This is a genomic window from Leclercia adecarboxylata (genome assembly GCF_023639785.1).
Classification (GTDB): domain Bacteria; phylum Pseudomonadota; class Gammaproteobacteria; order Enterobacterales; family Enterobacteriaceae; genus Enterobacter; species Enterobacter adecarboxylatus_D.
Window position 1 is genome coordinate 3,858,578 of record NZ_CP098325.1, and the last position, 21,136, is coordinate 3,879,713.

Here is a 21,136-nt window from a genome sequence, read left to right on the forward strand (position 1 = left end):
GGCCTTGGAAAGGGGCGAGCTCTTAAAAGCGCGCTGAAAATTGGGCAGGTTTCCCTGCCCTAAAATGGCTTACTTCTTAGCGCGCTCTTCGAGCATGGCTACTGCTGGCAGAACTTTGCCTTCCACGAATTCGAGGAATGCGCCGCCGCCAGTGGAGATGTAGGAGATCTTGTCGGAAATACCGAACAGATCGATTGCTGCCAGGGTATCACCGCCGCCAGCAATGGAGAATGCTTCGCTGTCTGCAATCGCGTTAGCCACGATTTCAGTACCTTTACGGAAGTTCGGGAATTCGAACACGCCAACCGGACCGTTCCACAGAATGGTTTTCGCATTCTTCAGGATTTCAGCCAGTTTCTCTGCAGAAGCGTCGCCCAGGTCCAGAATCTGCTCATCATTTTTGATGTCAGTAACAGATTTCAGCTCTGCGGTTGCGGATTCAGAGAACTCGGTCGCTACGCGAACGTCAGTTGGAACCGGGATATCACAGGTGGTCAGCAGGCGTTTTGCTTCATCAACCAGGTCTGCTTCGTACAGGGATTTACCCACGTTGTGGCCCTGGGCTGCAACGAAGGTGTTGGCGATACCTCCGCCGACGATCAGCTGGTCAGCGATTTTGGACAGAGAGTCCAGAACGGTCAGTTTGGTAGAAACTTTAGAACCACCAACGATAGCCACCATTGGACGAGCTGGTTCTTTCAGTGCTTTACCCAGTGCTTCCAGTTCGTCTGCCAGCAGTGGACCTGCACAAGCAACGTCAGCAAATTTGCCGATACCGTGAGTAGAAGCCTGCGCGCGGTGAGCGGTACCGAATGCATCCATTACGAATACGTCGCACAGTGCCGCGTATTTTTTGGACAGGGTTTCGTCGTCTTTCTTCTCGCCTTTGTTGAAGCGAACGTTTTCCAGAACAACCAGTTCACCTTCAGCAACTTCAACGCCGTCCAGGTAGTCTTTAACCAGACGTACCGGGCTGGACAGTTTGTCTTTCAGGTAATTAACAACCGGCAGCAGAGAGAACTCTTCGTTGTACTCGCCTTCAGTCGGACGACCCAGGTGGGAGGTTACCATCACTTTCGCACCCTGCTTCAGTGCCAGTTCGATGGTTGGCAGAGAAGCACGGATACGCGCGTCGCTGGTCACTTTACCATCTTTAACCGGTACGTTCAGATCCGCACGGATGAAAACGCGTTTACCTGCCAGATCCAGATCGGTCATCTTAATTACAGACATGGTGAATCCTCTCGTTGATTCTTAAAGTTTTGCAGACGCAATACGCGTCTTACCTGAAACCTTGAGCGGCCATGGCTAACGTGGTGTCGAGCATCCTGTTAGCAAAGCCCCATTCATTGTCACACCAGACCAGCGTTTTGATCAGGTGCGCTCCACTTACTCGCGTTTGCGTGCCATCAACAATGGCGCTATGCGGATCGTGGTTAAAATCTACTGAGACCAACGGTAATTCCGTATAGTCAACTATACCATGAAATGCCTGCTGTGCCGCTTTTTGCAGCAACAGGTTGACCTCAAAGGCTTTTACCGGTTTTTTCACGGTTACGCTGAGGTCAATCGCCGTCACGTTGATGGTCGGTACACGCACGGCGATAGCTTCAAAACGGTCTTCAAACTGGGGGAAAATTCGGGTGATACCGGCCGCCAGTTTGGTGTCCACCGGGATAATCGACTGACTCGCCGCACGAGTGCGTCGCAGGTCCGGGTGGTAAGCGTCAATAACCTGCTGATCGTGCATGGCGGAGTGGATGGTGGTAACCGTACCCGACTCAATGCCGTAGGCATCGTCCAGCAGTTTGATGACCGGAATAATACAGTTGGTGGTGCAGGAGGCATTGGAGACGATACGGTGTTCCGCGCGCAACTCATGATGGTTGACGCCGTATACCACCGTAGCATCTAGATCGTTACTGCCAGGGTGTGAAAAGAGTACTTTCTTAGCGCCGGCCGCCAGATGGGCTTCGCCGTGTTCGCGATTGCCGTAAACACCGGTACAATCGAGGACCACATCAACACCCAGTTCACGCCAGGGTAATGCTTCTAACGTCCGCTCATGAAGCACACGAATGACATCATCACCGACAAGCAGCTGCTCTCTCTCCTGACGAACGTCCCAGGCAAAGCGCCCATGGCTGGTGTCATATTTCAACAAATGCGCCATGCCTGCGGCATCCGCCAGTTCGTTGATGGCCACCACGGTAATTTCCGCCCGGCGTCCGGATTCATATAAAGCACGAACCACGTTACGTCCGATGCGACCGAAACCATTAATCGCTACGCGTACGGTCATAAGTCTCCTGCAAAGCTTTCCCTGACTTGAGGTGGCTGACAGAGTAATGCAGCAACGCTCTGAGGGGAATCCTTGCCTGTCACAAACTCCAACTGATTGGTCATTTGTCGAACATTTAGTCGACTGAAACGCTTCAGCCAGAATAAGCGAAACACGGAATAAAGGGAATGACTGTCCAGACCAATAAGCCAGCTATATGACTTGCGTCACATTTCTAATGGAATAATTAACGGTCTGGTTACAGGCTGGAGGAATAGTGGATACAAAAAAGCCGGGTAGCGCGCTTGCGCTCACCCGGCCAGGTTTTCTTGCTATTTTTAAGCCCGGTAAGCGTAGCGCCACCGGGCGAAACAGCGATTACAGCAGTTCTTTCGCTTTCGCGACCACGTTCTCAACGGTGAAGCCGAACTCTTCGAACAGCTGCTCAGCCGGAGCAGACTCACCGAAGGTGGTCATGCCGACGATAGCGCCGTTCAGGCCCACGTATTTGAACCAGTAGTCAGCGATACCCGCTTCGATTGCCACGCGGGCAGAAACGGCTTTCGGCAGCACGGATTCACGGTAAGCCGCGTCCTGTTTGTCGAAGGCATCGGTAGACGGCATGGAGACCACGCGCGCCTTCACGCCTTCGGCTGCCAGCTGATCCCAGGCCGCAACGGCCAGTTCAACTTCAGAACCGGTTGCGATGAAGATCACCTGCGGCTGACCGTCACAGTCTTTCAGCACGTAACCACCGCGGGCAATGTTCGCCAGCTGCGCGTCGGTACGATCCTGCTGAGCCAGGTTCTGACGGGAGAGGATCAGTGCGGTCGGGCCGTCCTGACGCTCAACGCCGTATTTCCACGCCACCGCAGATTCAACCTGGTCACATGGACGCCATGTGGACATGTTCGGAGTCACGCGCAGAGAGGCAACCTGCTCAACCGGCTGGTGAGTCGGGCCATCTTCGCCCAGACCGATAGAGTCGTGGGTGTAGACCATCACCTGACGCTGTTTCATCAGCGCAGCCATACGCACCGCGTTACGGGCATATTCCACGAACATCAGGAAGGTGGAGGTGTACGGCAGGAAACCACCGTGCAGGGAGATACCGTTGGCGATAGCGGTCATACCGAACTCACGCACGCCGTAATGGATGTAGTTACCGGCAGTATCTTCGTTGATCGCTTTAGAACCAGACCAGATAGTCAGGTTAGACGGTGCCAGGTCAGCAGAGCCGCCGAGGAATTCAGGCAGCAGCGGGCCGAAGGCTTCGATCGCATTCTGGGACGCTTTACGGCTGGCGATTTTGGACGGATTAGCCTGCAGCTTAGCGATGAACTCGTTCGCTTTCGCGTCGAAGTCTGCTGGCATGTCACCTTTCATACGGCGGGTGAATTCTGCCGCTTCCTGTGGGAAAGCTTTGGCATAGGCGGCGAATTTCTCGTTCCAGGCCGCTTCTTTTGCCTGACCGGCTTCTTTTGCATCCCACTGGGCATAGATGTCAGACGGGATTTCAAAGGCCGCGTGTTTCCAGCCAAGCGCTTCGCGGGTCAGGGCGATCTCTGCGTCACCCAGCGGTGCACCGTGGGAGTCGTGAGTACCGGCTTTGTTCGGAGAACCGAAACCGATGACGGTTTTGCACATCAGCAGGGACGGTTTGTCAGTCACGGCGCGCGCTTCTTCTACTGCACGTTTGATCGCGTCAGCATCGTGACCGTCTACGCCACGCACCACGTGCCAGCCGTAGGCTTCGAAACGGGCTGCGGTATCGTCGGTGAACCAGCCTTCAACGTGGCCGTCGATGGAGATGCCGTTGTCGTCGTAGAACGCAACCAGTTTGCCCAGCTTCAGGGTACCGGCCAGGGAGCAGACTTCGTGAGAGATGCCTTCCATCATGCAGCCGTCACCCAGGAATGCATAGGTGAAGTGGTCAACAATGTCGTGGCCCGGACGGTTGAACTGCGCCGCCAGGGTCTTCTCAGCGATCGCCATACCTACGGCGTTAGCAATACCCTGCCCCAGCGGACCGGTTGTGGTTTCAACACCCGCGGTGTAACCCACTTCCGGGTGACCCGGGGTTTTAGAGTGCAGCTGGCGGAAGTTTTTCAGCTCTTCAATTGGCAGGTCGTAGCCGGTGAGGTGCAGCAGGCTGTAGATCAGCATGGAGCCGTGACCGTTAGAAAGAACGAAACGGTCGCGGTCAGCCCAGGCCGGGTTCTGCGGGTTGTGGTTCAGGAAATCACGCCACAGCACTTCGGCAATGTCAGCCATACCCATAGGGGCACCCGGGTGACCGGATTTAGCTTTTTGGACAGCATCCATGCTCAGCGCACGAATAGCATTGGCAAGCTCTTTACGTGAGGACATTTTGACTCCAGATCGGATGTTGAAGGCCATACCCGTTTCGGCTTGACGACAGCGCGTTTTGGGCTACGCCAGAAAAAAGTGCCAACAATGTAACCCAAGCGACAGGGCATGTACATGGACCATTCTTTTGCCGCTTAAGAAATCTCCGGAACACGATCGCACGTTGCGCAATCTTCTCGCCCGCCCGGGTTTAAATTCTTTATAATTAGTCCTGCACCCTCCTCCGGGGCGGCAATACTTTCAGAATTTATCAATGTTAACGAGTACGGAAGCAACATAATGAAAATGCGTGCAATAGTGCTGGCTCTGGGAACGACGCTCCTGCTTAGCGGGTGTCAAAATATGAATTCTGGCGGCCTGTTGAGCTCCGGAGCAGAGGCGTTTCAGGCCTACTCCCTGACCGACGCCCAGGTGAAAACCTTAAGCGATGAGGCCTGTAAGGAGATGGACGGTAAAGCGACCATCGCTCCTGCGAACAGCACCTACGCCCAGCGTCTGAATAAGATTGCGTCGGCCCTCGGCGACAACATTAATGGCCAGCCGGTAAACTACAAGGTCTACATGGCTAAAGACGTCAACGCCTTTGCCATGGCTAACGGCTGTATCCGCGTCTACAGCGGGCTGATGGATATGATGAACGACAACGAAGTTGAAGCGGTCATCGGCCATGAGATGGGCCACGTTGCGCTCGGCCACGTGAAGAAAGGGATGCAGGTCGCGCTCGGCACCAACGCCGTTCGCGTGGCGGCGGCCTCTGCCGGTGGCATTGTCGGGAGCCTCTCCCAGTCGCAGCTTGGCGATCTTGGTGAAAAACTGGTGAATTCCCAGTTCTCCCAGCGTCAGGAATCTGAGGCCGATGACTACTCCTACGATCTGTTGCGCAAACGCGGCATTAACCCGTCAGGTTTAGCCACCAGCTTCGAAAAACTGGCTCAGCAGGAAGCGGGCCGTCAAAGCTCCATGTTTGACGATCACCCGGCCTCTGCAGCGCGTGCGCAGCATATCCGCGATCGCATGGCGACAGACGGTATTAAATAGTGCCCCACGGAGGCGCCTGCGCCTCCTTTGAAAAAGCCGGGTGGCGGCTTCGCCTTACCCGGCCTATTCAGAAGCGCAACAGCTAGTAAAGCGTCTTCTGCGGCGGCCCGGCGAACTTCAGGGCGCCAATCTGCCCCATCCGCACCTCCACCACCGACGGCCCCGGCATTGCCAGCGCCTCTGTCATGACCGCATCAAAATCCTCCGCCCGCTCAACGCTCCAGGCCTGCAGGCCAACTGCCTGCGCTAGCTGGGTAAAGTCCGGGGTGTGCAGCTCGTTGTAATACTGCCGCCCGCCAAAATACTTATCCTGAATGCCGCGCATCACACCGTAACCGCCGTCGTTCATGACCAGCAGCGTGACGTTGGCTTTCTCCTGCGCCAGCGTCGCCAGCTCGCCCAGATTCAGGCTCAGACCGCCGTCGCCTACCAGTCCTACCACTTTACGCTGCGGGTTGGCTATCGCAGTGCCAATCGCCATCGGCAGCCCCATACCAATCGCCCCGGCCAGAGAGTGGATGTTCATCAGCGGGCCGTTAGCGCGGAACAGGCGGCTGCCCCACAGGCTGCCGGATACGGTGATATCGCGCACCAGCAGGCCATCCTTCGGCAGGGCTTTCTCGATGGCATCGTTGAGCTGCGCGTAGGCGCCGCACTGCTCGCGCAGCGCCTGCCCGGCTTTATTTACCGCATCTTTTACTTCACCGTCCCACTGCGCGTTACCCCATTCACGCCCCTGCGCTTTGTCAGCCAGCGCGTCGAGCAGGACAGAGCAGTCAGCAATCAGGGTGTTATCCATCAGATAGTTACGGCTCGCCGCTGCCGGGTCGATATCGATTTGCACGCGCGGAGACGGCAGCTCCAGCGTCCAGGAGCGGGTTTCGTTGCTGCGCAGACGCGACCCGGCCACCAGCGTGAAATCACACCGGGCAATCAGCGCTTCCACCGACGGCGAGTTATGGAATGCCCGCAGGCTGGCACGATGGCTGTCCGGCAGCACGCCGCGCGCGTGGGTACTGGAGATCACCGTGATGCCCGCATCCGCCAGCTTTTTCACGGCGTCAGCGCTGCCCAGCGCCCCGCCGCCGAGCCACAGCAGCGGCTGTTTCGCCTGCTTAAGCTGCGCCCACAGCGCGTCGACCATCGCGGCATCCACGGTTGCAGCCAAAGCCGGTTTCACCAGCGCCGTTACCAGCGACAGCGGAATTTTCGCCCCCTGAATATCAATCGGGATTTCCACGGAGACCGGCCCGCACGGCGGGGTCTGTGCCTCCTGAATGGCTTTATGCAGGATCGCCATCGCCTGGTTCGCATTGCTGATGCGGTACGCCCGTTTTGAGCTGGCCTTCAGGAAGGTCAGCTGGTCGCGGGTTTCGTGGATAAACCCGGTGTCGGCATCCAGCCAGGTCTTTTCCACCTGTCCGGTTAAATGCAGCAGCGGCGTGCAGGCGTTCATCGCTTCCACCAGCGCGCCTACCGCGTTACCTGCCCCCGCGCCGGTGCTGGTCAGGGCCACGCCGAGGCCGGAAAAACGTCCGTGGGCGTCGGCCATGGTAACGGATCCCGCTTCGCCGCGCGCGGGCACGAAGCGGATATTGCCGCGCTGCCCCACCGCATCGGCGATGGGCAGGTTGTGAATAGAGATGACGCCGTAGATGGCCTCAACCTGATACTGCTCCAGCGTTCTGGCGATGGCGTCGCCGACGGTTATCATTTCGCTCATTGCTCACCCTTTCTCAGTCGCACCAGTGGTTGACGCTATTACTCGTCGCCAGATAAATGCTCTTTTGTTGCATCCAGGCCTTCAGCCCCTGAATGCCCTTTTCGCGGCCCAGACCGCTCTCTTTAAAGCCCCCGAACGGGGTCGAAATCGCAAAGACTTTGTAGGTGTTGATCCACACCGTGCCCGCCTCCAGCTGCTCGCTTAAGCGCAGCGCGCGTCCGGTATCGCGCGTCCAGATCCCCGCCGCCAGGCCGTAGACCGAGTCGTTCGCCTCGCTCATCAACGCCGCTTCATCGCTAAACGGCATCGCCACCAGCACCGGGCCGAAGATCTCCTCCTGGCAGGCGCGGGCGCTGTTGCTCAGCCCTTCGATAATCGTCGGCTGGAAGAAACTGCCGTTGGCAAGAGCAGGATCGGCCGGGATCTCACCGCCGCACAGCACGCGGCCCCCTTCGCGCTTCGCCAGCTCGACATAGTCCTGCACGCTCTGACGATGTTTGTCGTTAATCAGCGGCCCGACGTGCGTGCCGTCGGTAAACGGATGCCCGACGCGCAGCCCGCGCGTCAGTTCCAGCAGCCGCGCCATCAGCGGAGCGTAAATGCTCTGATGGATAAACAGCCGCGATCCGGCGATACAGGCCTGCCCCGCCGAGCTGAAAATGCCGTAGCAGATCCCGCGCGCGGCCTGCTCGATATCCGCATCCTCCAGCACGATGGTCGGGGATTTCCCCCCCAGCTCCAGCGACGCCGGGATCAGCTTCTCCGCCGCCACGTGCGCCAGATGCCGCCCCGTGGCGGTGCCGCCAGTAAAGGATATTTTGCGCACGCGAGGGTGGCGTGCCAGGGCATCGCCGATCACCGAGCCTTTACCCGGCAGCACGCTCAGCAGCCCGGCGGGCAGCCCGGCCTGCTCAAAGATCCGCGCCAGCTCCAGGGCCATCAGCGGCGTGGCTTCGGCGGGCTTAAGGATCACCGCGTTACCCGCCGCAATGGCGGGCGCGACTTTCTGCATTTCGCTGGCAATGGGGGAGTTCCACGGCGTGATGGCCGCCACCACGCCGAGGGGTTCGTAGCGGCTCAGGGTCAGTAAATCTGCCTGGCGCGGCGTCGGGAGTTCCCCTTCCAGCAGCTCACAGGCCGCGGCAAAATAGCGCGCCGTTCCTGCGGCACTCATCACCAGTCCGCGCGCTTCCGCCAGCGGTTTGCCGTTATCCCGGCTCTGCATCTGTGCCAGCGCATCCACGCGGGACTCGATCAGATCGGCCACCTTATGCAGGATCTTCGCGCGGACGTGCGGCAGGCTGTTGCGCCAGGCCGGATCCCGCCACGCGCGCTCTCCTGCCGCGATCGCCTCTTCGAGATCCTCGAGGCTGGCCGCGCGCAGCGTTGCATTAAGCGACCCATCGGCGGGAAAATGGCTCTGCATCGGATTACCGCCGCCCTGGCGCCAGTGGCCGCCAATAAAAATCTTCAGCTCTTCCATCGCGGCTCCTTAGCGCTGGGCCAGTTCACGGCAGGCGCGCACCGCGCTCAGTGCCGCAAGGGTGGAGGTTTTCGGGTTAGAGGCAAGCGGCAGGCCGCTCAGCTCCAGATGGAACTCGCCGAACAGGCCCTCGACGTGCAGCGTGTGGGTGTTGCGTTTTGTCGCCGGGTCGACCATCAACTGCACGCGGGTGTCATCCATTCCCACGCCGCCGAGCGCCACGGTGGCCGCCACGTTGGCGTTAGCCGGGAACAGCCGCGCCGCCTCCCGGGCGCTGCCTTCAAAGAAGATCTGCGCGTCGGATACCGCATTCAGATCGATAAGCTGCTCGGCGTAGCTGCCGCGCCAGCTGGCCGGGCTCTTGCGTGACTGATAGGTGACGCGCTCAAGCCCGCCCTCTTTTGCCGCCGCCAGCCCGTCGATACCGGCAACCGCCCCGGAGAGCAGCGTCAGTTTGCCGCCCGCCGCGAGGAGACGCTGTTCCAGCGCGCTGTCTGCCAGCGCCCCCGTGGAGATCACCGCCAGATGCCAGCCGCGACGCAGAATCTCTTCTCCGTACTGCGCCACCGCCTGCTGGCTGGCGCACTCCAGCACCAGATCGGGTGTTTCAGCGCAGTCCATCGGCGCCGTCAGTGCCGCCACCGCACCGCTAAACTGCTGGCGGATCGCCGCGTGGTGAGACTCGCGTGCGACGATCCAGCCGAGGGTCACCCCGGCAGGGAGGCGTTCAATCACCGCCTGCGCCATGGCGCCAAACCCAATTAACATGATCTTTTTCATGATGCGTCCTTACAGATGGCGGCAGAAGCCGCCGGAAACGTCCAGCGCCGCGCCGGTGGTAAAGGAGGCCAGCGGCGAGGCGAGGAACAGCAGCGCCTGCGCGGGCTCCTGCGGCTTGCCGAGGCGCGCCATCGGGATGCCTCGCTTGCGCGCGATATCCGCCGTCCACTCCGGCCAGCTCTGGCTTTTATCCGTCCGGCTCTCAAAGCGGCGCTGCCACTGCCCGGACTCCACCATCCCGAGCAAAATGGAGTTCACGCGGATGCCTTTACCCACCAGCTCTTTTGAGAGCGTCAGGGTCATGTTCAGCAGCGCGGCGCGGGCGGCAGAGGTGGCGATCATGTGCTCCTCCGGCTGCAGCGCCAGCAGGGAGTTGACGCAGGTGATGGAGGCGATATCAGACTGCTCCAGCAAGGGCTGAAACGCCTGCACCGGGTTGATTACCCCGAACAGTTTCAGCTCGGCTTCGTGCAGCCACGCCTCGCGCGGGGTGTCGTGGAAGTGCGCCACGTAGCCCTGCCCGGCATTGTTGATCAGCATGTCCGCCGCGCCAAAGCGCGCCTGAACGGCCCCCGCGAAGGCCTGAACCTCGTCGGGCTTCAGCACGTCGCAGCGGTAAGAGAAAATGTCCCCGTCGGGGTATTCGTTTTGCAGCGCCGCGTGGGCGCTGGCGAGCCGGTCCGGGTCGCGGCCGCAGAAGGCCACTTTTGCCCCCTCGCCCAGCAGCAGGCGCAGCGTTTCAAAGCCAATGCCTGAAGAACCGCCGGTGACAACCGCTACGCGCCCGTCAATTTGTGCATTCATCGCGCACCTCTTCATTAATGCGTAAAAGCTGTTGGTTAAAAAACGCGTCGTTATCGAGATAGCTGGCGTGCCCGGCCTGTGCGATGGCGGTAAAGGGCATGCCGTAGCGCAGCGCCAGCCCCTGTACCAGTTGGGGTTCCGTTATTGCGTCCTGCTCGCCGCACCAGACTTCAAAGTTGCCCGGATAGCGTTGCAGCCAGCCATGAATGTCGTCATGCGCCAGCATCCACGCCGCGGCGAGGTAGCCCTCCGGGCGCAGCCTGCGCATCCCTGCCGCCACGGTGGCAATATCTTCCGGGCGCGCGCCGGGGCGCAGCAGCTTCGCCGCGCGGGTTTGCGCCATGATCTCGCCGCCCAGCGCCATCTGCTGCTCGCGGCTGCGCCAGACCTGCTCGCGCTGCGCCGGTGCGGCCTGGCCGTAGCCCTGGGCGGCATCCGCCAGCACCAGATGGATGACCCGATCCGGGAATTTCGCCGCAAAGGCGCTGGCCACCAGCGCCCCCAGCGAGTGTCCCACCAGCACCGCCCGCCAGACGCCCGCGCGATCGAGCATCAATGCCAGCGCGTCGGCGTAATCCCCGGCGTTTGCCCGTTCGACCGCCAGCATCGGGCTTTCGCCGTAACCGGGCATGTCCCAGGCCAGCACGCGGAAACCGTCCAGCGCCATCTGCTTATGCCAGGAGGCCGCGCCTGAGCTGATACCGTGCAGCAGCATCAGCGGAATGCCGCTTCCCTGTTCACGAAACCCCGTCATCATGCCCCCTTAGTTGCGCTTCACTTTCGAGAGCGGATGGTCAGCGGGATAGGTCGGGATCTCCGGCTTGTTGGTCCCCAGCATGACGCACATCAGCGCCTCTTCTTCCCCGTGGTTGAACAGCCCGCGATAGATGCCCGGCGGAACGGAGATCAGATCGCGCTCGCGCAGCACGGTTTCGGTGTAGTTGTCGCCGTCCTGGATCATCAGGGTGATCTGCCCTTTAAGCATGAAGAACACCTCTTCCACGTCGTCGTGCAGGTGCAGCGGCCCTTCGCACTTCGACGGCAGCACCATGGTGGAGAAGGTAAAGTGGTCCGCCTGCACGGTGTTGGTGTCGTTCGCCACGCCGGTTGCCCCGGTGCCGATGTAGCGCATCTGCGCCCGGCGGTATTTCGGGTCAAAATCGGCCTGGAACTTCAGCGCGTTCCAGTCGTATTTACGGCCTTCGAAGCGCGCGATGCGCGACTCGACCCACTCTTCCATCGTCAGGTGGTCAGGTTTGATGCCTGATGTATTGGTTACGGTTGAATCAGTCATGACACTCTCCTCAGTAACGTCTCAGCAGCGGCAGTAACAGGACGCAGCCCACCGCCGCCATCACCGCCAGAAAAATCAGCCCGGAATCCATGCTGTGGGTGAAGGCGATCAACGCGCCCATCACCGCCGGCGACAGCGCGCCCGCAAAGTTTCCCAGCCCGTTGAAAATGCCGCCCGCCGTGGCGCTCACCCGCGGATGGGTGGCCTTCGCCAGCAGGGCGAAAATGTTGGGCGCACCGGTGCCCCACATAAAGGTGCTGAAGCTCATCGCCGCGATAACGGTCAGCGGAGTATCGAACTGCATCACTGCCGCCAGCCCGACTGCCGCTCCCGCCATCGAGATAAAGCAGGCCGCGGCGCGCTTATCGACCCTGTCCGAGAGCCATGCGCCAATCACCTCCCCTGCCAGCATGGCGATAAACGGCATCGACGACATCCAGCCCGCGTGCTCCAGATGAATGCCTTTGCCTTTAATCAGGTAACCCGGCAGCCAGCCGTTGATGCCCCACAGGTAGGTCAGGAAGGCGATGTTAAAGATGCAAATCATCCAGAAGTGCGGGCTGACGAACAGCTCCCGCCGTGCCGCACGCCGTTCATCCTGAGACGCCTGGGAGGTGCCGGTTCTGGCATCCAGACGGATCCCGCGCAGACCGATACGCACAAACAGCAGCACCGGCAGGGTGAGCATCGCCATCACGAAGAAGGTGCTCTGCCAGCCGAAGGTGTTCAGCAGCCAGAGGGAGAGCGGGAAACCAATTGCCGCGCCGACGGGGGTGCCCAGCAGCCAGAGCATGGTGGCGCGCGCCTGCAGATGCTGCGGGAAGTTGTGGCGCACGATGGCGAAGGCCAGCGGGAAGAGCGGCCCCTCCGCCACGCCCAGCAGGATGCGCAGGACGATCATCAGCGTGTAGTTATGGGTAAAGCCCATCGCCACCATCAGCACACACCAGATCACCATCATCCCGGTGAGCAGGCGCAGCGGCGCGATTTTGTCCCCGAGCCCGCTCAGAAAGACCGACGAAAAGCCGTAGCTCAGCAGGAAGGCGCTCATCAGAATGCCGAGGCGCGTGGTGTCGAAATCGATGCCCATCGCCTGCTGGAAATGGCTGTCGGAAAACAGCGCCGCAATGCTGATTTTGTCGAAAAACGCCAGCAGTACGCAGGCCAGCAGCGACAGCGGGATGGCCCAGCGCACCGCTTTTTCAGGCGTGCGGGTTCCCTCACCGCTCGCCTCAACGGGCGCGGTGTTGGTTTCTAATGTGGTCATGTCTCCCCCTACGGGTGCGGGTTAGCTATCGCAATGACATCAGTGAAAAAGCCGGGTCGGCGAGCGGGACGTCCGACAGATCCCGCCCGGCCGCCATCCAGCGCTTCGCCAGCTTGACGGTGCGCGCATCGTTGAACGCCACCAGCTGCGTCAGCCGTCCGTTTTCGTCCAGCGAGAAGAACAGCGCCTCGTCGCGCACGATCGTTGTGCTGCCCGGCTGCGGGATGCCGAGGATCTGGATGTTGTGCTGGTATTGATCCGACCACAGCCACGGCGCGTCGTCGTAGCCCGGCGCATCGGGGTTGAGCATCGCTTTTGCCGTCGCCACCGCCTGGTTCTGAGCGAAGGCCCAGGACTGAATGCACAGACCGTAGTGATGATGCTGGGCCACATCCCCGGCAGCGAAAATGAACGGATCCGAGGTGCGCCCATGGGCATCGACAACGATCCCACGTTCAGTCTTCAGCCCCGCGTCGCGCGCCAGCTCCAGATTAAGATCGACGCCGATCCCCACCACCACCGCATCGAATGTTTCCCGCTTTCCGTCGCAGTGGATGACCGGCAGGCCATTGTCATCTTCCAGCTCCAGCGCGCCGCAGCCGGTACGGATATCCACGCCCTGCCCGCGGTGGATCGCGTCTAAGCGCTGCGACACCTCGCCGCTCACCGAGCGCATACACAGCGCGGGCTGCTGCTCGAACAGCGTGACCGCCACGCCGCTTTTACGCGCGGAGGCGGCAATCTCGAGGCCGATCCAGCCGCCGCCAACCAGCGCCAGGGTTTTACTTTCCGCCAGACGCGCTTTCAGGCGCTGGGCGTCCTGCCAGTGGCGCAGGGTGTAGACCTGCGGATGCGCAGCCCACGCCTGCGAAGGCAGGCGCGCCCGGCCGCCGGTAGCCAATAAAAGGATGTTGTAACTAAGACGTTCACCGTTGCTCAACACCACCGCTTTCGCCTCACGGTCGATGGATTCTGCGCGCAGCGGGCGGTACCAGGTGAGGTTCAGCGCCTGCTGTGCCTCGTCGGTAAACAGTCGCGGAAGGGTTGCGTCCGGCTCCAGCAGAGACGCTTTCGACAGCGGCGGCCGTTCGTAGAAATCCCACGCCTCTTCCGCCACCACGCAAATCTCGCCGTCGAAACCCTCGTCACGCAGGGTTTTCGCCGCCCAGCCGCCCGCCTGACCGCCGCCGATAATGACAATGCGCGAGGTCATACCGCCTCCGGCTTTTTCTGCTGGCGGCGTGTGTCGTGGTCGATCCCGCCTTCCACCGCCCATTCGGTAAAGGAAACCAGCGAATGCTCCAGCTCGCGCGGGTGCCAGTTTTCAGTCAGGTAATCGTCGTTGGTGTAATACTCAAACGCGCCGCCGGTCGGGCTGTTGACGTACCAGAAGTAGGCTGACGAGACCGGATGGCGACCCGGGCCAATGAAAGTGCTCCAGTCATGCTTATTCATCGCGATGCCGCCGCCGATCACCTCGTGGATGTCGCGCACGGTGAAGGCCACGTGGTTCAGGCCGCGCTTGCGGTTCGGCAGCTGCAGCAGGAACAGGTTATGGTGGCCGCCGCGCTTGCCGCAGCGCAGGAACACGGCGCGGTTGATGTAGCGGTCAGAGACCTGGAAGCCGAGCACCTCGCGGTAAAATTTCTCCACCGCCGCGAGCTCCTCCACGAAGAACACCACATGCCCCACGTTAATGGGCTGGGCGCGATCGTAAACCGGGCTGGGGGTGTCGATACGGCGGGCGTCGCCCCACTGGTTGATCGGCTCAACATTCAGCTCCACGTCGGTCTGCTGGCTGACCTGCACCCGCAGCGTCATGCCGTTCGGGTCAATGCACTCCAGGGCGTCACCCACTTCACGAAAGCCGGGCTGCTGCGCAAGCTTCGGGCGCAGCGCGTCCAGTTCCGTCTGCGTGGCCACCGCCCAAGTCATGCGGCGCAGGGTGTTACCCGCTTCAAACGCCGGCGGCAGATCGGGGCTGTCGACAGGGTTAAGCTCGACGCGCGCGCCGCTCAGGGTGGTAAAACGCTGGCCGCTGGCATCGCCCGTCAGGCCAAAATCACGCATAAATTTGGCGCAGTGCGTCAGGTCTTCAACGCCAAATTCCAGCTTTTCAATTCCGGTTACACTCATCGTTCGTTGCCTCATCTGGCCCAAATTGGGCGTAAAACATGCCCGACGCAGCAAAGCGCCTGACGTTAACTCACTGATTTAACTGGCCTGTGACAAATACCCTAAGAAGCCAGAAATTTTATCCGCCGCGAGGCGAACCTCATTTTGCAGGCGCTCGCGATCGGTTTGCGGGATCTCCTCCGACGGCACCAGAATGCTGACCACCGCCGCCACGCGTCCGCTTCGGTCATACACCGGGTAGACGATGGAGGAGATGCCGTGGCGGAAGAAGGATTCCCCGATCACATACCCGCGGGCTTTGTCCTGCTGCACCATCTGCCACAGGGCTTCCCGGTCATGAAGCTGCCCCGGCGTGTTGCCCGGCAGGCGCTCGTGCGGGAACAATTGTTCAAAATCGGCGCGGGAAACGTCGGTCAGCAGCATGCGGCCGAGCGAGGTGCAGTGCACCGGTAAACGGGTGCCGATGCTGACCTGATTGATACGCGAGCCGGCGGCGCTGACGCGGGCGATGTAGATGATGTCGCGTCCGTCGCGGATCGCCAGATGGCTGCTGCACTGGCTAACGTCGCGCAGCTGCTCGATCACCGGCTGGCCCACCTGCGCCACGTCCAGCGAGGCGATGTACTCAAAGCCCAGACGCAGCACGTTCATGCCGAGCGAAAAGGTATTGGTGCGCGTGTTGCGCTCCAGAAAGCCCATATACTCCAGCGTCTGCACCACGCGGTAGGCGGTGGCCTTGGGCATATCCACCAGCCGGTGCAGTTCGGCAAAGGTCAGATCGCGATGCTGCTCGCCGAAGGCCAACAGCAGCTGCAAACCGCGCTCCAGCCCCGGCACCAGATACTTCACTTCCTGATCGTTTGCCATAATCGCTATACCTTAGTTAAAGACAAAACCGCCGTTGACCGGAATCAGCTGTCCGGTGATGAACCGCGACAGATCGCTTAACAGCCAGACCACGCTGCCGGTGACATCTTCCGGCTGCTGCGCCCCCGTTAACGCCCGGCCGTTTTCGTAGAGCTGATGGCGTTCAGCGGGCACATATTCCGTTGCTTCGACGCGGGTTAACCCCGGCGCGATGGCGTTGATGCGAATGCGCTGTTCACCCAGCTCCCGCGCCATTGAGCGGGTCATGGCAATCACCGCGCCCTTGCTGGCGACATAGGCCATCAGGCGCGGCGCGCCCCACAGGGCGGTATCGGAGGCCACGTTCACAATGCCCGCCCCTTCCCGCAGCAGCGGTACGGCGGCGCGGGTGACCAGCCAGGTGCCTTTGACGTTGACGCGCATTACCCGATCCCAGAGATCCGGATCGTAATCGAGCATGTTTTTGCCGCCGACGCCGGTGGCCATCGCCGCGTTGTTCACCAGGCCGTCAATCTTTCCCTGCTCGCCAATGGCGCTGAATACCTGCTCGATGGAGCATGGATCGGCCAGATCGATAACGTGCGATTCGATGCGAAAACCCTGCCCGCTCAGCCCGTGGGCGCTTTCAGCCAGTTCACCTTTGAGGATGTCGCACATGACGACGCTTGCCCCCTGCTCTGCGCAGGCTCTGGCAAAGTGGTAACCCAGCCCGCGCGCGGCACCGGTCACCACAATGCGTTTTCCGTTCAGCAGCCCATTCATCAGGCGGCTCCCTGCTGTTCTTCACGCATCGCCAGCTGCTCTTTCGCGGCTTTTTGCATCATGCGGCGCAGGCGGGAGAGGCCAACGTCGTGCTGGTACAGGTATTCATGGTCGCGGGCATTCGGCGCCAGGCTTTCCAGCACCACGCGATCCTGCTCCAGCACTTCCCAGTGCAGCTTTTCCAGACGGTTGCGGTACATGAAGCGCCACATATCGCGCTGCCAGCCCTGCACGCGGCGGATGCGCCAGAAGAAGACGCGGCAGTTGTCGTTATCTTCCGGCACCACCATGCCGACGATAAAGAAGTGCCCACCCGGCCCGAAGCGCTTCTTGTAAGGAATGGAGAGACGCATCCAGCAGGTGCCGCTGTTGCCCAACTCCACCCAGTCGAAGTTGATGCCGCTCTGCCCTTTTTTCTCAAAGATGAAGCCGGTTTTGGTCGGCTGTAGCACCATGTCAGCCTTGCGATCCCCTTCCGCCATCGAGTGCGAGGAAGAGTGCAGATAGGTGCCGTGCATCGGGTCCATCACGTTTTCCAGCGCGTACTGGTAATTGCATTTCCACGCGGCGGTGCAGAGGAAGTTGCTGAAATTTTCCGTGTCGGCGAGCTCATCCGGGAAGGTCAGCTCGTCCGGCTGCTGATCAGCGGTAACGCCAAACCACAGGAAAATGGCGCCGTGGGCCTCCTGCACGTTGTAGCTGCGCACGCACTGCTGGCCCACCAGCGGACATTTGTCCACCGCAGGCACATCTTTCACTTCGCCGTTGCCTGCCACTTCCACGCCGTGATACCAGCAGGCGATACGGTCCCCAAGGTTCCAGCCCATCGACAGTCGCGCGCCGCGGTGTGGGCAGCGGTCTTCCAGCGCCTGAACCTGGCCATCTTTGTTACGCCACACCACAATCTGCTCACCCAGACGGGTAATGCCCACCGGCGCAGACTGCACTTCCCAGCTCGCCAGAACCGGATACCAGAGGCCACGCAGACCTTTATCGAGATAGTGTTGTACGGTAGTCGTCATCGCGGTGCCCTCAGTAGCCGTTAACCTGTAAGAATGCCTGGAAGCTGGCAACGCTCCACGGCTCACCCTGCTGATCGTGCATCCGTACCGCGTTCAGCCCGTTTACCAGTTCTGGCAGGGTTTCAGCGCCCTGTTCGAAGAGCTCTTCCAGGGTAGCGATCAGGTTCACTTCCCAGTTTTCCGGCTCGCGGCTGCGGGTCTGCCAGATCAGATTCTGGTAATCACCCGGCTTATGAATAGCGCCGTTACCGCCCTCTGCAGGCGGAGTAAACTGGCGGCTTTCGGGCAGGGCCGGGTTGAAGTTCAGGGTGTCGCTCATGCCACGCTCTCCTCGACAAAGGTAATCTGGATTTGGTTTTCAAAGACCCGAACCGGGTAACGGTTGAGGTTGCGACCCCCGGGGCCATGCAGGCACTGGCCGGTTTTGACGTCGAACACCGCTTCATGCAGCGGACATTCCACTTTGCCATCTTCCACAAAGCCCTGACTCAGCAAGGCATACGCGTGCGGGCACACGTCTTCCAGCGCGTGATATTCGCCGTCAATCAAATAAACGCCGATCTCTTTACCGTCGACGTTGCCGCTAAAGGGGAAATCTTCCTGTACTTGTTCTGCGTCACATACGCCTATCCAGCTCATCGCGATCCTCCAGGCTTTTGTTTCATATATGAAACTCTGTTTCTTATTTAATACGGTCAATATAAAAGCGATGAATGTTTCGTCAAGCGCCAATGTGACGAATTTGTTAACTAAACGATGATTAATTAACTAAGTGTGCAAAGGATCACGAAAAAATGCAGCGATATGAAATTTTCATTATTGCGGCGTGAATGAATACGATTTGTCGATGGCTATAAATTTATATAAAGAAATATTGACTTCTTTTCTTTTTGCTCATTAAAAATAAAAGAAGTCAGCAACCTGGTGTTTCACCTGTGAAACTCATTTTTATTTTATTCTTTATAAACAATGAGTTTCATAGGTGAACCATTTTAGTTACGTGACAATCACGCTTATAAAAATATAAATACGCGCACGCGTAAGGCAGGCATCATGACGGCAAGATGGCAAGGCACAATTGCACTGTTATTTCTCATTATTATTTCCTACGTCGACCGGGTAAATATCTCGGTAATGATTTTAAATCCGGAATTTGCCGAACACTTTCGGTTAAATGAAAACAGAATGTTACAAGGAATGCTAATGACCTGCTTTCTTCTGGGTTATGGCTTTTCCGCTCTATTATTAACACCGGTTATCGAAAGCAAATTCCATTACCGTCAGGGTCTGTTGGGCAGCATTGCGATATGGGCCCTGGTTTGCGCTGTTTCACCCTTGCTGGGATCGCTGATGGGAATGCTCATCGCCCGCCTGATTCTGGGCATTGCCGAAGGACCGCTTTTTTCGCTGAAAACACGCTTTATCAGCGATAACTTTAGCGCAGAAGAGATAGGCAAACCCAACGCCGTGACCGCGCTGGGCGTCTCGCTCGGGCTGGCCGTGGGCTTTCCGCTCGTCACCTGGCTGATGGCGCATCTCGGCTGCGCGGGCTCGTTCTATGCGCTGGCGGCAATCAATCTGCTGCTGGGCGGCGGGTTAATCTGGCGCTTTCTGCCCGCACCGCATGATGCGGTGAAGATAAAAAAACCGGGGTTTGTCGGGACGTTCACCCTCGCATGGCAGACGCCGCTGCTGGGCTGGATCCTGCTGGTTGAAATCGCCACCCTGAGCTATCTCTGGGGAAGCAGTGCCTGGCTGCCCGCGTGGCTGCGTGATGAGCACCACTTCTCCCTTCACGCGACGGGCATGCTGGCAGCCGTTCCCTTCCTGTTGAGCCTGGGGTCAAAGTTTCTGGGTGGCGTGCTGCTCGATAAAATGCGCCCGGAACAGGCGCCGGTGCTGTTTGTCATTGGCGGGACGTTGACGGCGTTGTCGGTGGTCGCGCTGATGCTCAGCCATCAGCCCCTGTGGCTGGCGCTGTTTATGCTCTCCGCCAATGTCTTCTGGGGACTTCAGGGGGCCGCAATTCCTGCCGTGATCCAGCATCACGCCGCGCGGGAAGCGGTGGGTAGCGCGTACGGGATCATTAACGGGATTGGCAATATCTGCGCCGCCTTTATTCCGCTGCTGATGGGGATGGTGATGAAGTCGGTGGGGTCGGTGAGCTCGGGCTTTTCGGTGCTGGTGGTGTCGCAGGTTATCACCCTGCTGGCGGGGGGAATGTTGCTGCTGCGCATGCGACGCGCAGCAGCAATCAGCGCGTAAGGCTTACTCGCCTTTCTTCGCCGCCTGGATGTAGAGCATCTCCAGCGCCAGGGTCGCTGCGGCCAGAGCAGTGATCTCGGACTGGTCATAGGCAGGCGCCACTTCCACAACGTCCATGCCGACGATGTTCAGATCCTTCAGGCCGCGCACCAGTTTGATGGCGCGGTCAGAGGTCAGGCCGCCGATCACCGGGGTACCGGTACCCGGGGCAAAGGCCGGATCCAGGCAGTCGATGTCGAAGGTCAGATAGACCGGCATGTCGCCGACAATCTGCTTAACCTGGGCGATGATGTCATCCACGCCGCGATCGTTCACCTGGCAGGCATCCAGCACGGTGAAGCCGTTGTCTTTATCGAACTCGGTACGGATGCCGATCTGCACGGAGTGGTTCGGATCGATCAGACCTTCGTTCGGCGCGGTGTAGAACATGGTGCCGTGGTCGAATTCGCAGCCGTTCGCATAGGTGTCGGTATGTGCATCGAAGTGCACCAGCGCCATCTTGCCGAAGTGCTTCGCGTGGGCGCGCAGCAGCGGCAGGGTCACGAAGTGGTCACCACCGAAAGAGAGCATGCGCTTGCCGGCAGCCAGCAGTTTTTCTGCGTGGGCCTGCAGTTTTTCACTCATTTCACGGGCGTCACCAAAGGCATACACCAGGTCGCCGCAGTCCACCACGTTCAGGCGCTCGCGCATGTCGAAGTTCCACGGGAAGCGGTTGTGCTCCCAGGCCAGGTTAGTGGAGACCTGACGGATCGCCGCCGGACCGTGACGGCCACCGGCACGACCGGACGTCGCCATATCAAATGGCACCCCGGTGATCACCCAGTCCGCATCGCTGTCGTAGGGCTGGAAGTTCATCGGAAGGCGTAAAAAACCAAAAGCGTTAGATACCAGAGAATTATCGTACTGATGCCCTAAAGTGCTCATGTCCTGACCTCTTTATAACGTCGGTGCATTGAAAACAGATGAAAAAAAATCCCCTCCGCGTCGTTAAACCCGACGAGGAAGGGATTGATTCGTAAATCGCTAATTGGGGCGAATTATCGC

General features: G+C 59.7%; 20 protein-coding genes. 2 read left to right on the forward strand and 18 right to left on the reverse strand.

What is annotated here, in order from left to right; translation table 11 throughout:
• Positions 1 to 69 precede the first annotated feature (69 nt).
• The 3 genes from pgk to tkt all read right to left on the reverse strand — a co-directional run bounded on the left by pgk (position 70) and on the right by tkt (position 4,651).
• Positions 70 to 1,233 (reverse strand): phosphoglycerate kinase, encoded by a 1,164-nt coding sequence (pgk, locus tag NB069_RS18180; protein ID WP_250585819.1) that lies wholly within the window; start codon positions 1,231 to 1,233, stop codon positions 70 to 72.
• 49 nt (positions 1,234 to 1,282) lie between these two features.
• Positions 1,283 to 2,302: an erythrose-4-phosphate dehydrogenase gene (gene epd / locus NB069_RS18185; protein WP_250585821.1), complete on the reverse strand. Its 1,020-nt coding sequence runs from the start codon at positions 2,300 to 2,302 to the stop codon at positions 1,283 to 1,285.
• Between the two features lie 357 nt (positions 2,303 to 2,659).
• Positions 2,660 to 4,651, reverse strand: a complete 1,992-nt coding sequence (tkt, locus tag NB069_RS18190) for a transketolase (RefSeq protein WP_250585823.1) — start codon at positions 4,649 to 4,651, stop codon at positions 2,660 to 2,662.
• Between the two features lie 279 nt (positions 4,652 to 4,930).
• Between tkt and NB069_RS18195 the strand changes: the two genes are divergently transcribed.
• The gene (locus NB069_RS18195) at positions 4,931 to 5,689 is read left to right on the forward strand and encodes a M48 family metallopeptidase (RefSeq protein WP_250585825.1); all 759 of its coding nucleotides are present in this window, start codon (positions 4,931 to 4,933) and stop codon (positions 5,687 to 5,689) included.
• An 82-nt stretch (positions 5,690 to 5,771) separates the two neighbouring features.
• On the opposite strand, the gene NB069_RS18200 is transcribed toward NB069_RS18195, so the two are convergent.
• The 14 genes from NB069_RS18200 to NB069_RS18265 form a co-directional block, all read right to left on the reverse strand.
• The gene (locus tag NB069_RS18200; RefSeq protein WP_250585827.1) at positions 5,772 to 7,412 is read right to left on the reverse strand and encodes a thiamine pyrophosphate-binding protein; all 1,641 of its coding nucleotides are present in this window, start codon (positions 7,410 to 7,412) and stop codon (positions 5,772 to 5,774) included.
• Positions 7,413 to 7,425: 13 nt separating this feature from the next.
• Positions 7,426 to 8,895, reverse strand: a complete 1,470-nt coding sequence (locus tag NB069_RS18205; RefSeq protein ID WP_250585828.1) for an aldehyde dehydrogenase — start codon at positions 8,893 to 8,895, stop codon at positions 7,426 to 7,428.
• A 9-nt stretch (positions 8,896 to 8,904) separates the two neighbouring features.
• Positions 8,905 to 9,675: an aspartate dehydrogenase gene (locus tag NB069_RS18210; RefSeq protein ID WP_250585831.1), complete on the reverse strand. Its 771-nt coding sequence runs from the start codon at positions 9,673 to 9,675 to the stop codon at positions 8,905 to 8,907.
• Between the two features lie 9 nt (positions 9,676 to 9,684).
• Positions 9,685 to 10,479 (reverse strand): SDR family oxidoreductase, encoded by a 795-nt coding sequence (locus tag NB069_RS18215; protein ID WP_250585833.1) that lies wholly within the window; start codon positions 10,477 to 10,479, stop codon positions 9,685 to 9,687.
• A complete protein-coding gene (locus NB069_RS18220; protein WP_250585835.1) occupies positions 10,463 to 11,233 on the reverse strand; it encodes an alpha/beta fold hydrolase in 771 nt (256 codons plus the stop codon). Before NB069_RS18220 ends, NB069_RS18215 begins: the two co-directional genes overlap by 17 nt.
• 9 nt (positions 11,234 to 11,242) lie before the next feature.
• Positions 11,243 to 11,773, reverse strand: coding sequence for a cupin domain-containing protein (locus tag NB069_RS18225; protein WP_250585837.1), 531 nt, complete (start codon positions 11,771 to 11,773; stop codon positions 11,243 to 11,245).
• 10 nt (positions 11,774 to 11,783) lie between these two features.
• Positions 11,784 to 13,040 (reverse strand): MFS transporter, encoded by a 1,257-nt coding sequence (locus NB069_RS18230; RefSeq protein ID WP_250585839.1) that lies wholly within the window; start codon positions 13,038 to 13,040, stop codon positions 11,784 to 11,786.
• 25 nt (positions 13,041 to 13,065) lie between these two features.
• Entirely contained in the window at positions 13,066 to 14,253 is a 1,188-nt protein-coding gene (locus tag NB069_RS18235; protein ID WP_250585841.1) for an NAD(P)/FAD-dependent oxidoreductase, read from the reverse strand.
• Complete coding sequence (locus tag NB069_RS18240; protein WP_250585843.1) at positions 14,250 to 15,176, reverse strand: VOC family protein; 927 nt, start codon at positions 15,174 to 15,176, stop codon at positions 14,250 to 14,252. Before NB069_RS18240 ends, NB069_RS18235 begins: the two co-directional genes overlap by 4 nt.
• Before the next feature lie 78 nt (positions 15,177 to 15,254).
• Positions 15,255 to 16,043 carry an IclR family transcriptional regulator gene (locus NB069_RS18245; protein WP_250585845.1) on the reverse strand — a complete coding sequence of 263 codons (789 nt, stop codon included), beginning with the start codon at positions 16,041 to 16,043 and terminating at the stop codon, positions 15,255 to 15,257.
• A 12-nt stretch (positions 16,044 to 16,055) separates the two neighbouring features.
• The gene (locus NB069_RS18250; RefSeq protein WP_250585848.1) at positions 16,056 to 16,805 is read right to left on the reverse strand and encodes an SDR family oxidoreductase; all 750 of its coding nucleotides are present in this window, start codon (positions 16,803 to 16,805) and stop codon (positions 16,056 to 16,058) included.
• Positions 16,805 to 17,827 (reverse strand): aromatic ring-hydroxylating oxygenase subunit alpha, encoded by a 1,023-nt coding sequence (locus NB069_RS18255; RefSeq protein ID WP_250585850.1) that lies wholly within the window; start codon positions 17,825 to 17,827, stop codon positions 16,805 to 16,807. Before NB069_RS18255 ends, NB069_RS18250 begins: the two co-directional genes overlap by 1 nt.
• 10 nt (positions 17,828 to 17,837) lie before the next feature.
• Complete coding sequence (locus tag NB069_RS18260) at positions 17,838 to 18,146, reverse strand: recombinase-like helix-turn-helix domain-containing protein (protein ID WP_250585852.1); 309 nt, start codon at positions 18,144 to 18,146, stop codon at positions 17,838 to 17,840.
• Positions 18,143 to 18,466: a Rieske (2Fe-2S) protein gene (locus tag NB069_RS18265; RefSeq protein WP_250585854.1), complete on the reverse strand. Its 324-nt coding sequence runs from the start codon at positions 18,464 to 18,466 to the stop codon at positions 18,143 to 18,145. Before NB069_RS18265 ends, NB069_RS18260 begins: the two co-directional genes overlap by 4 nt.
• A 414-nt stretch (positions 18,467 to 18,880) precedes the next feature.
• Here NB069_RS18265 and NB069_RS18270 point away from each other — a divergent pair, with 414 nt between their 5' ends.
• Positions 18,881 to 20,092 (forward strand): MFS transporter, encoded by a 1,212-nt coding sequence (locus NB069_RS18270; RefSeq protein ID WP_250585856.1) that lies wholly within the window; start codon positions 18,881 to 18,883, stop codon positions 20,090 to 20,092.
• 3 nt (positions 20,093 to 20,095) lie between these two features.
• Here NB069_RS18270 and speB read toward each other — a convergent pair whose 3' ends face one another.
• Positions 20,096 to 21,016: an agmatinase gene (gene speB, locus NB069_RS18275; protein WP_002434404.1), complete on the reverse strand. Its 921-nt coding sequence runs from the start codon at positions 21,014 to 21,016 to the stop codon at positions 20,096 to 20,098.
• Positions 21,017 to 21,136: the final 120 nt, after the last annotated feature.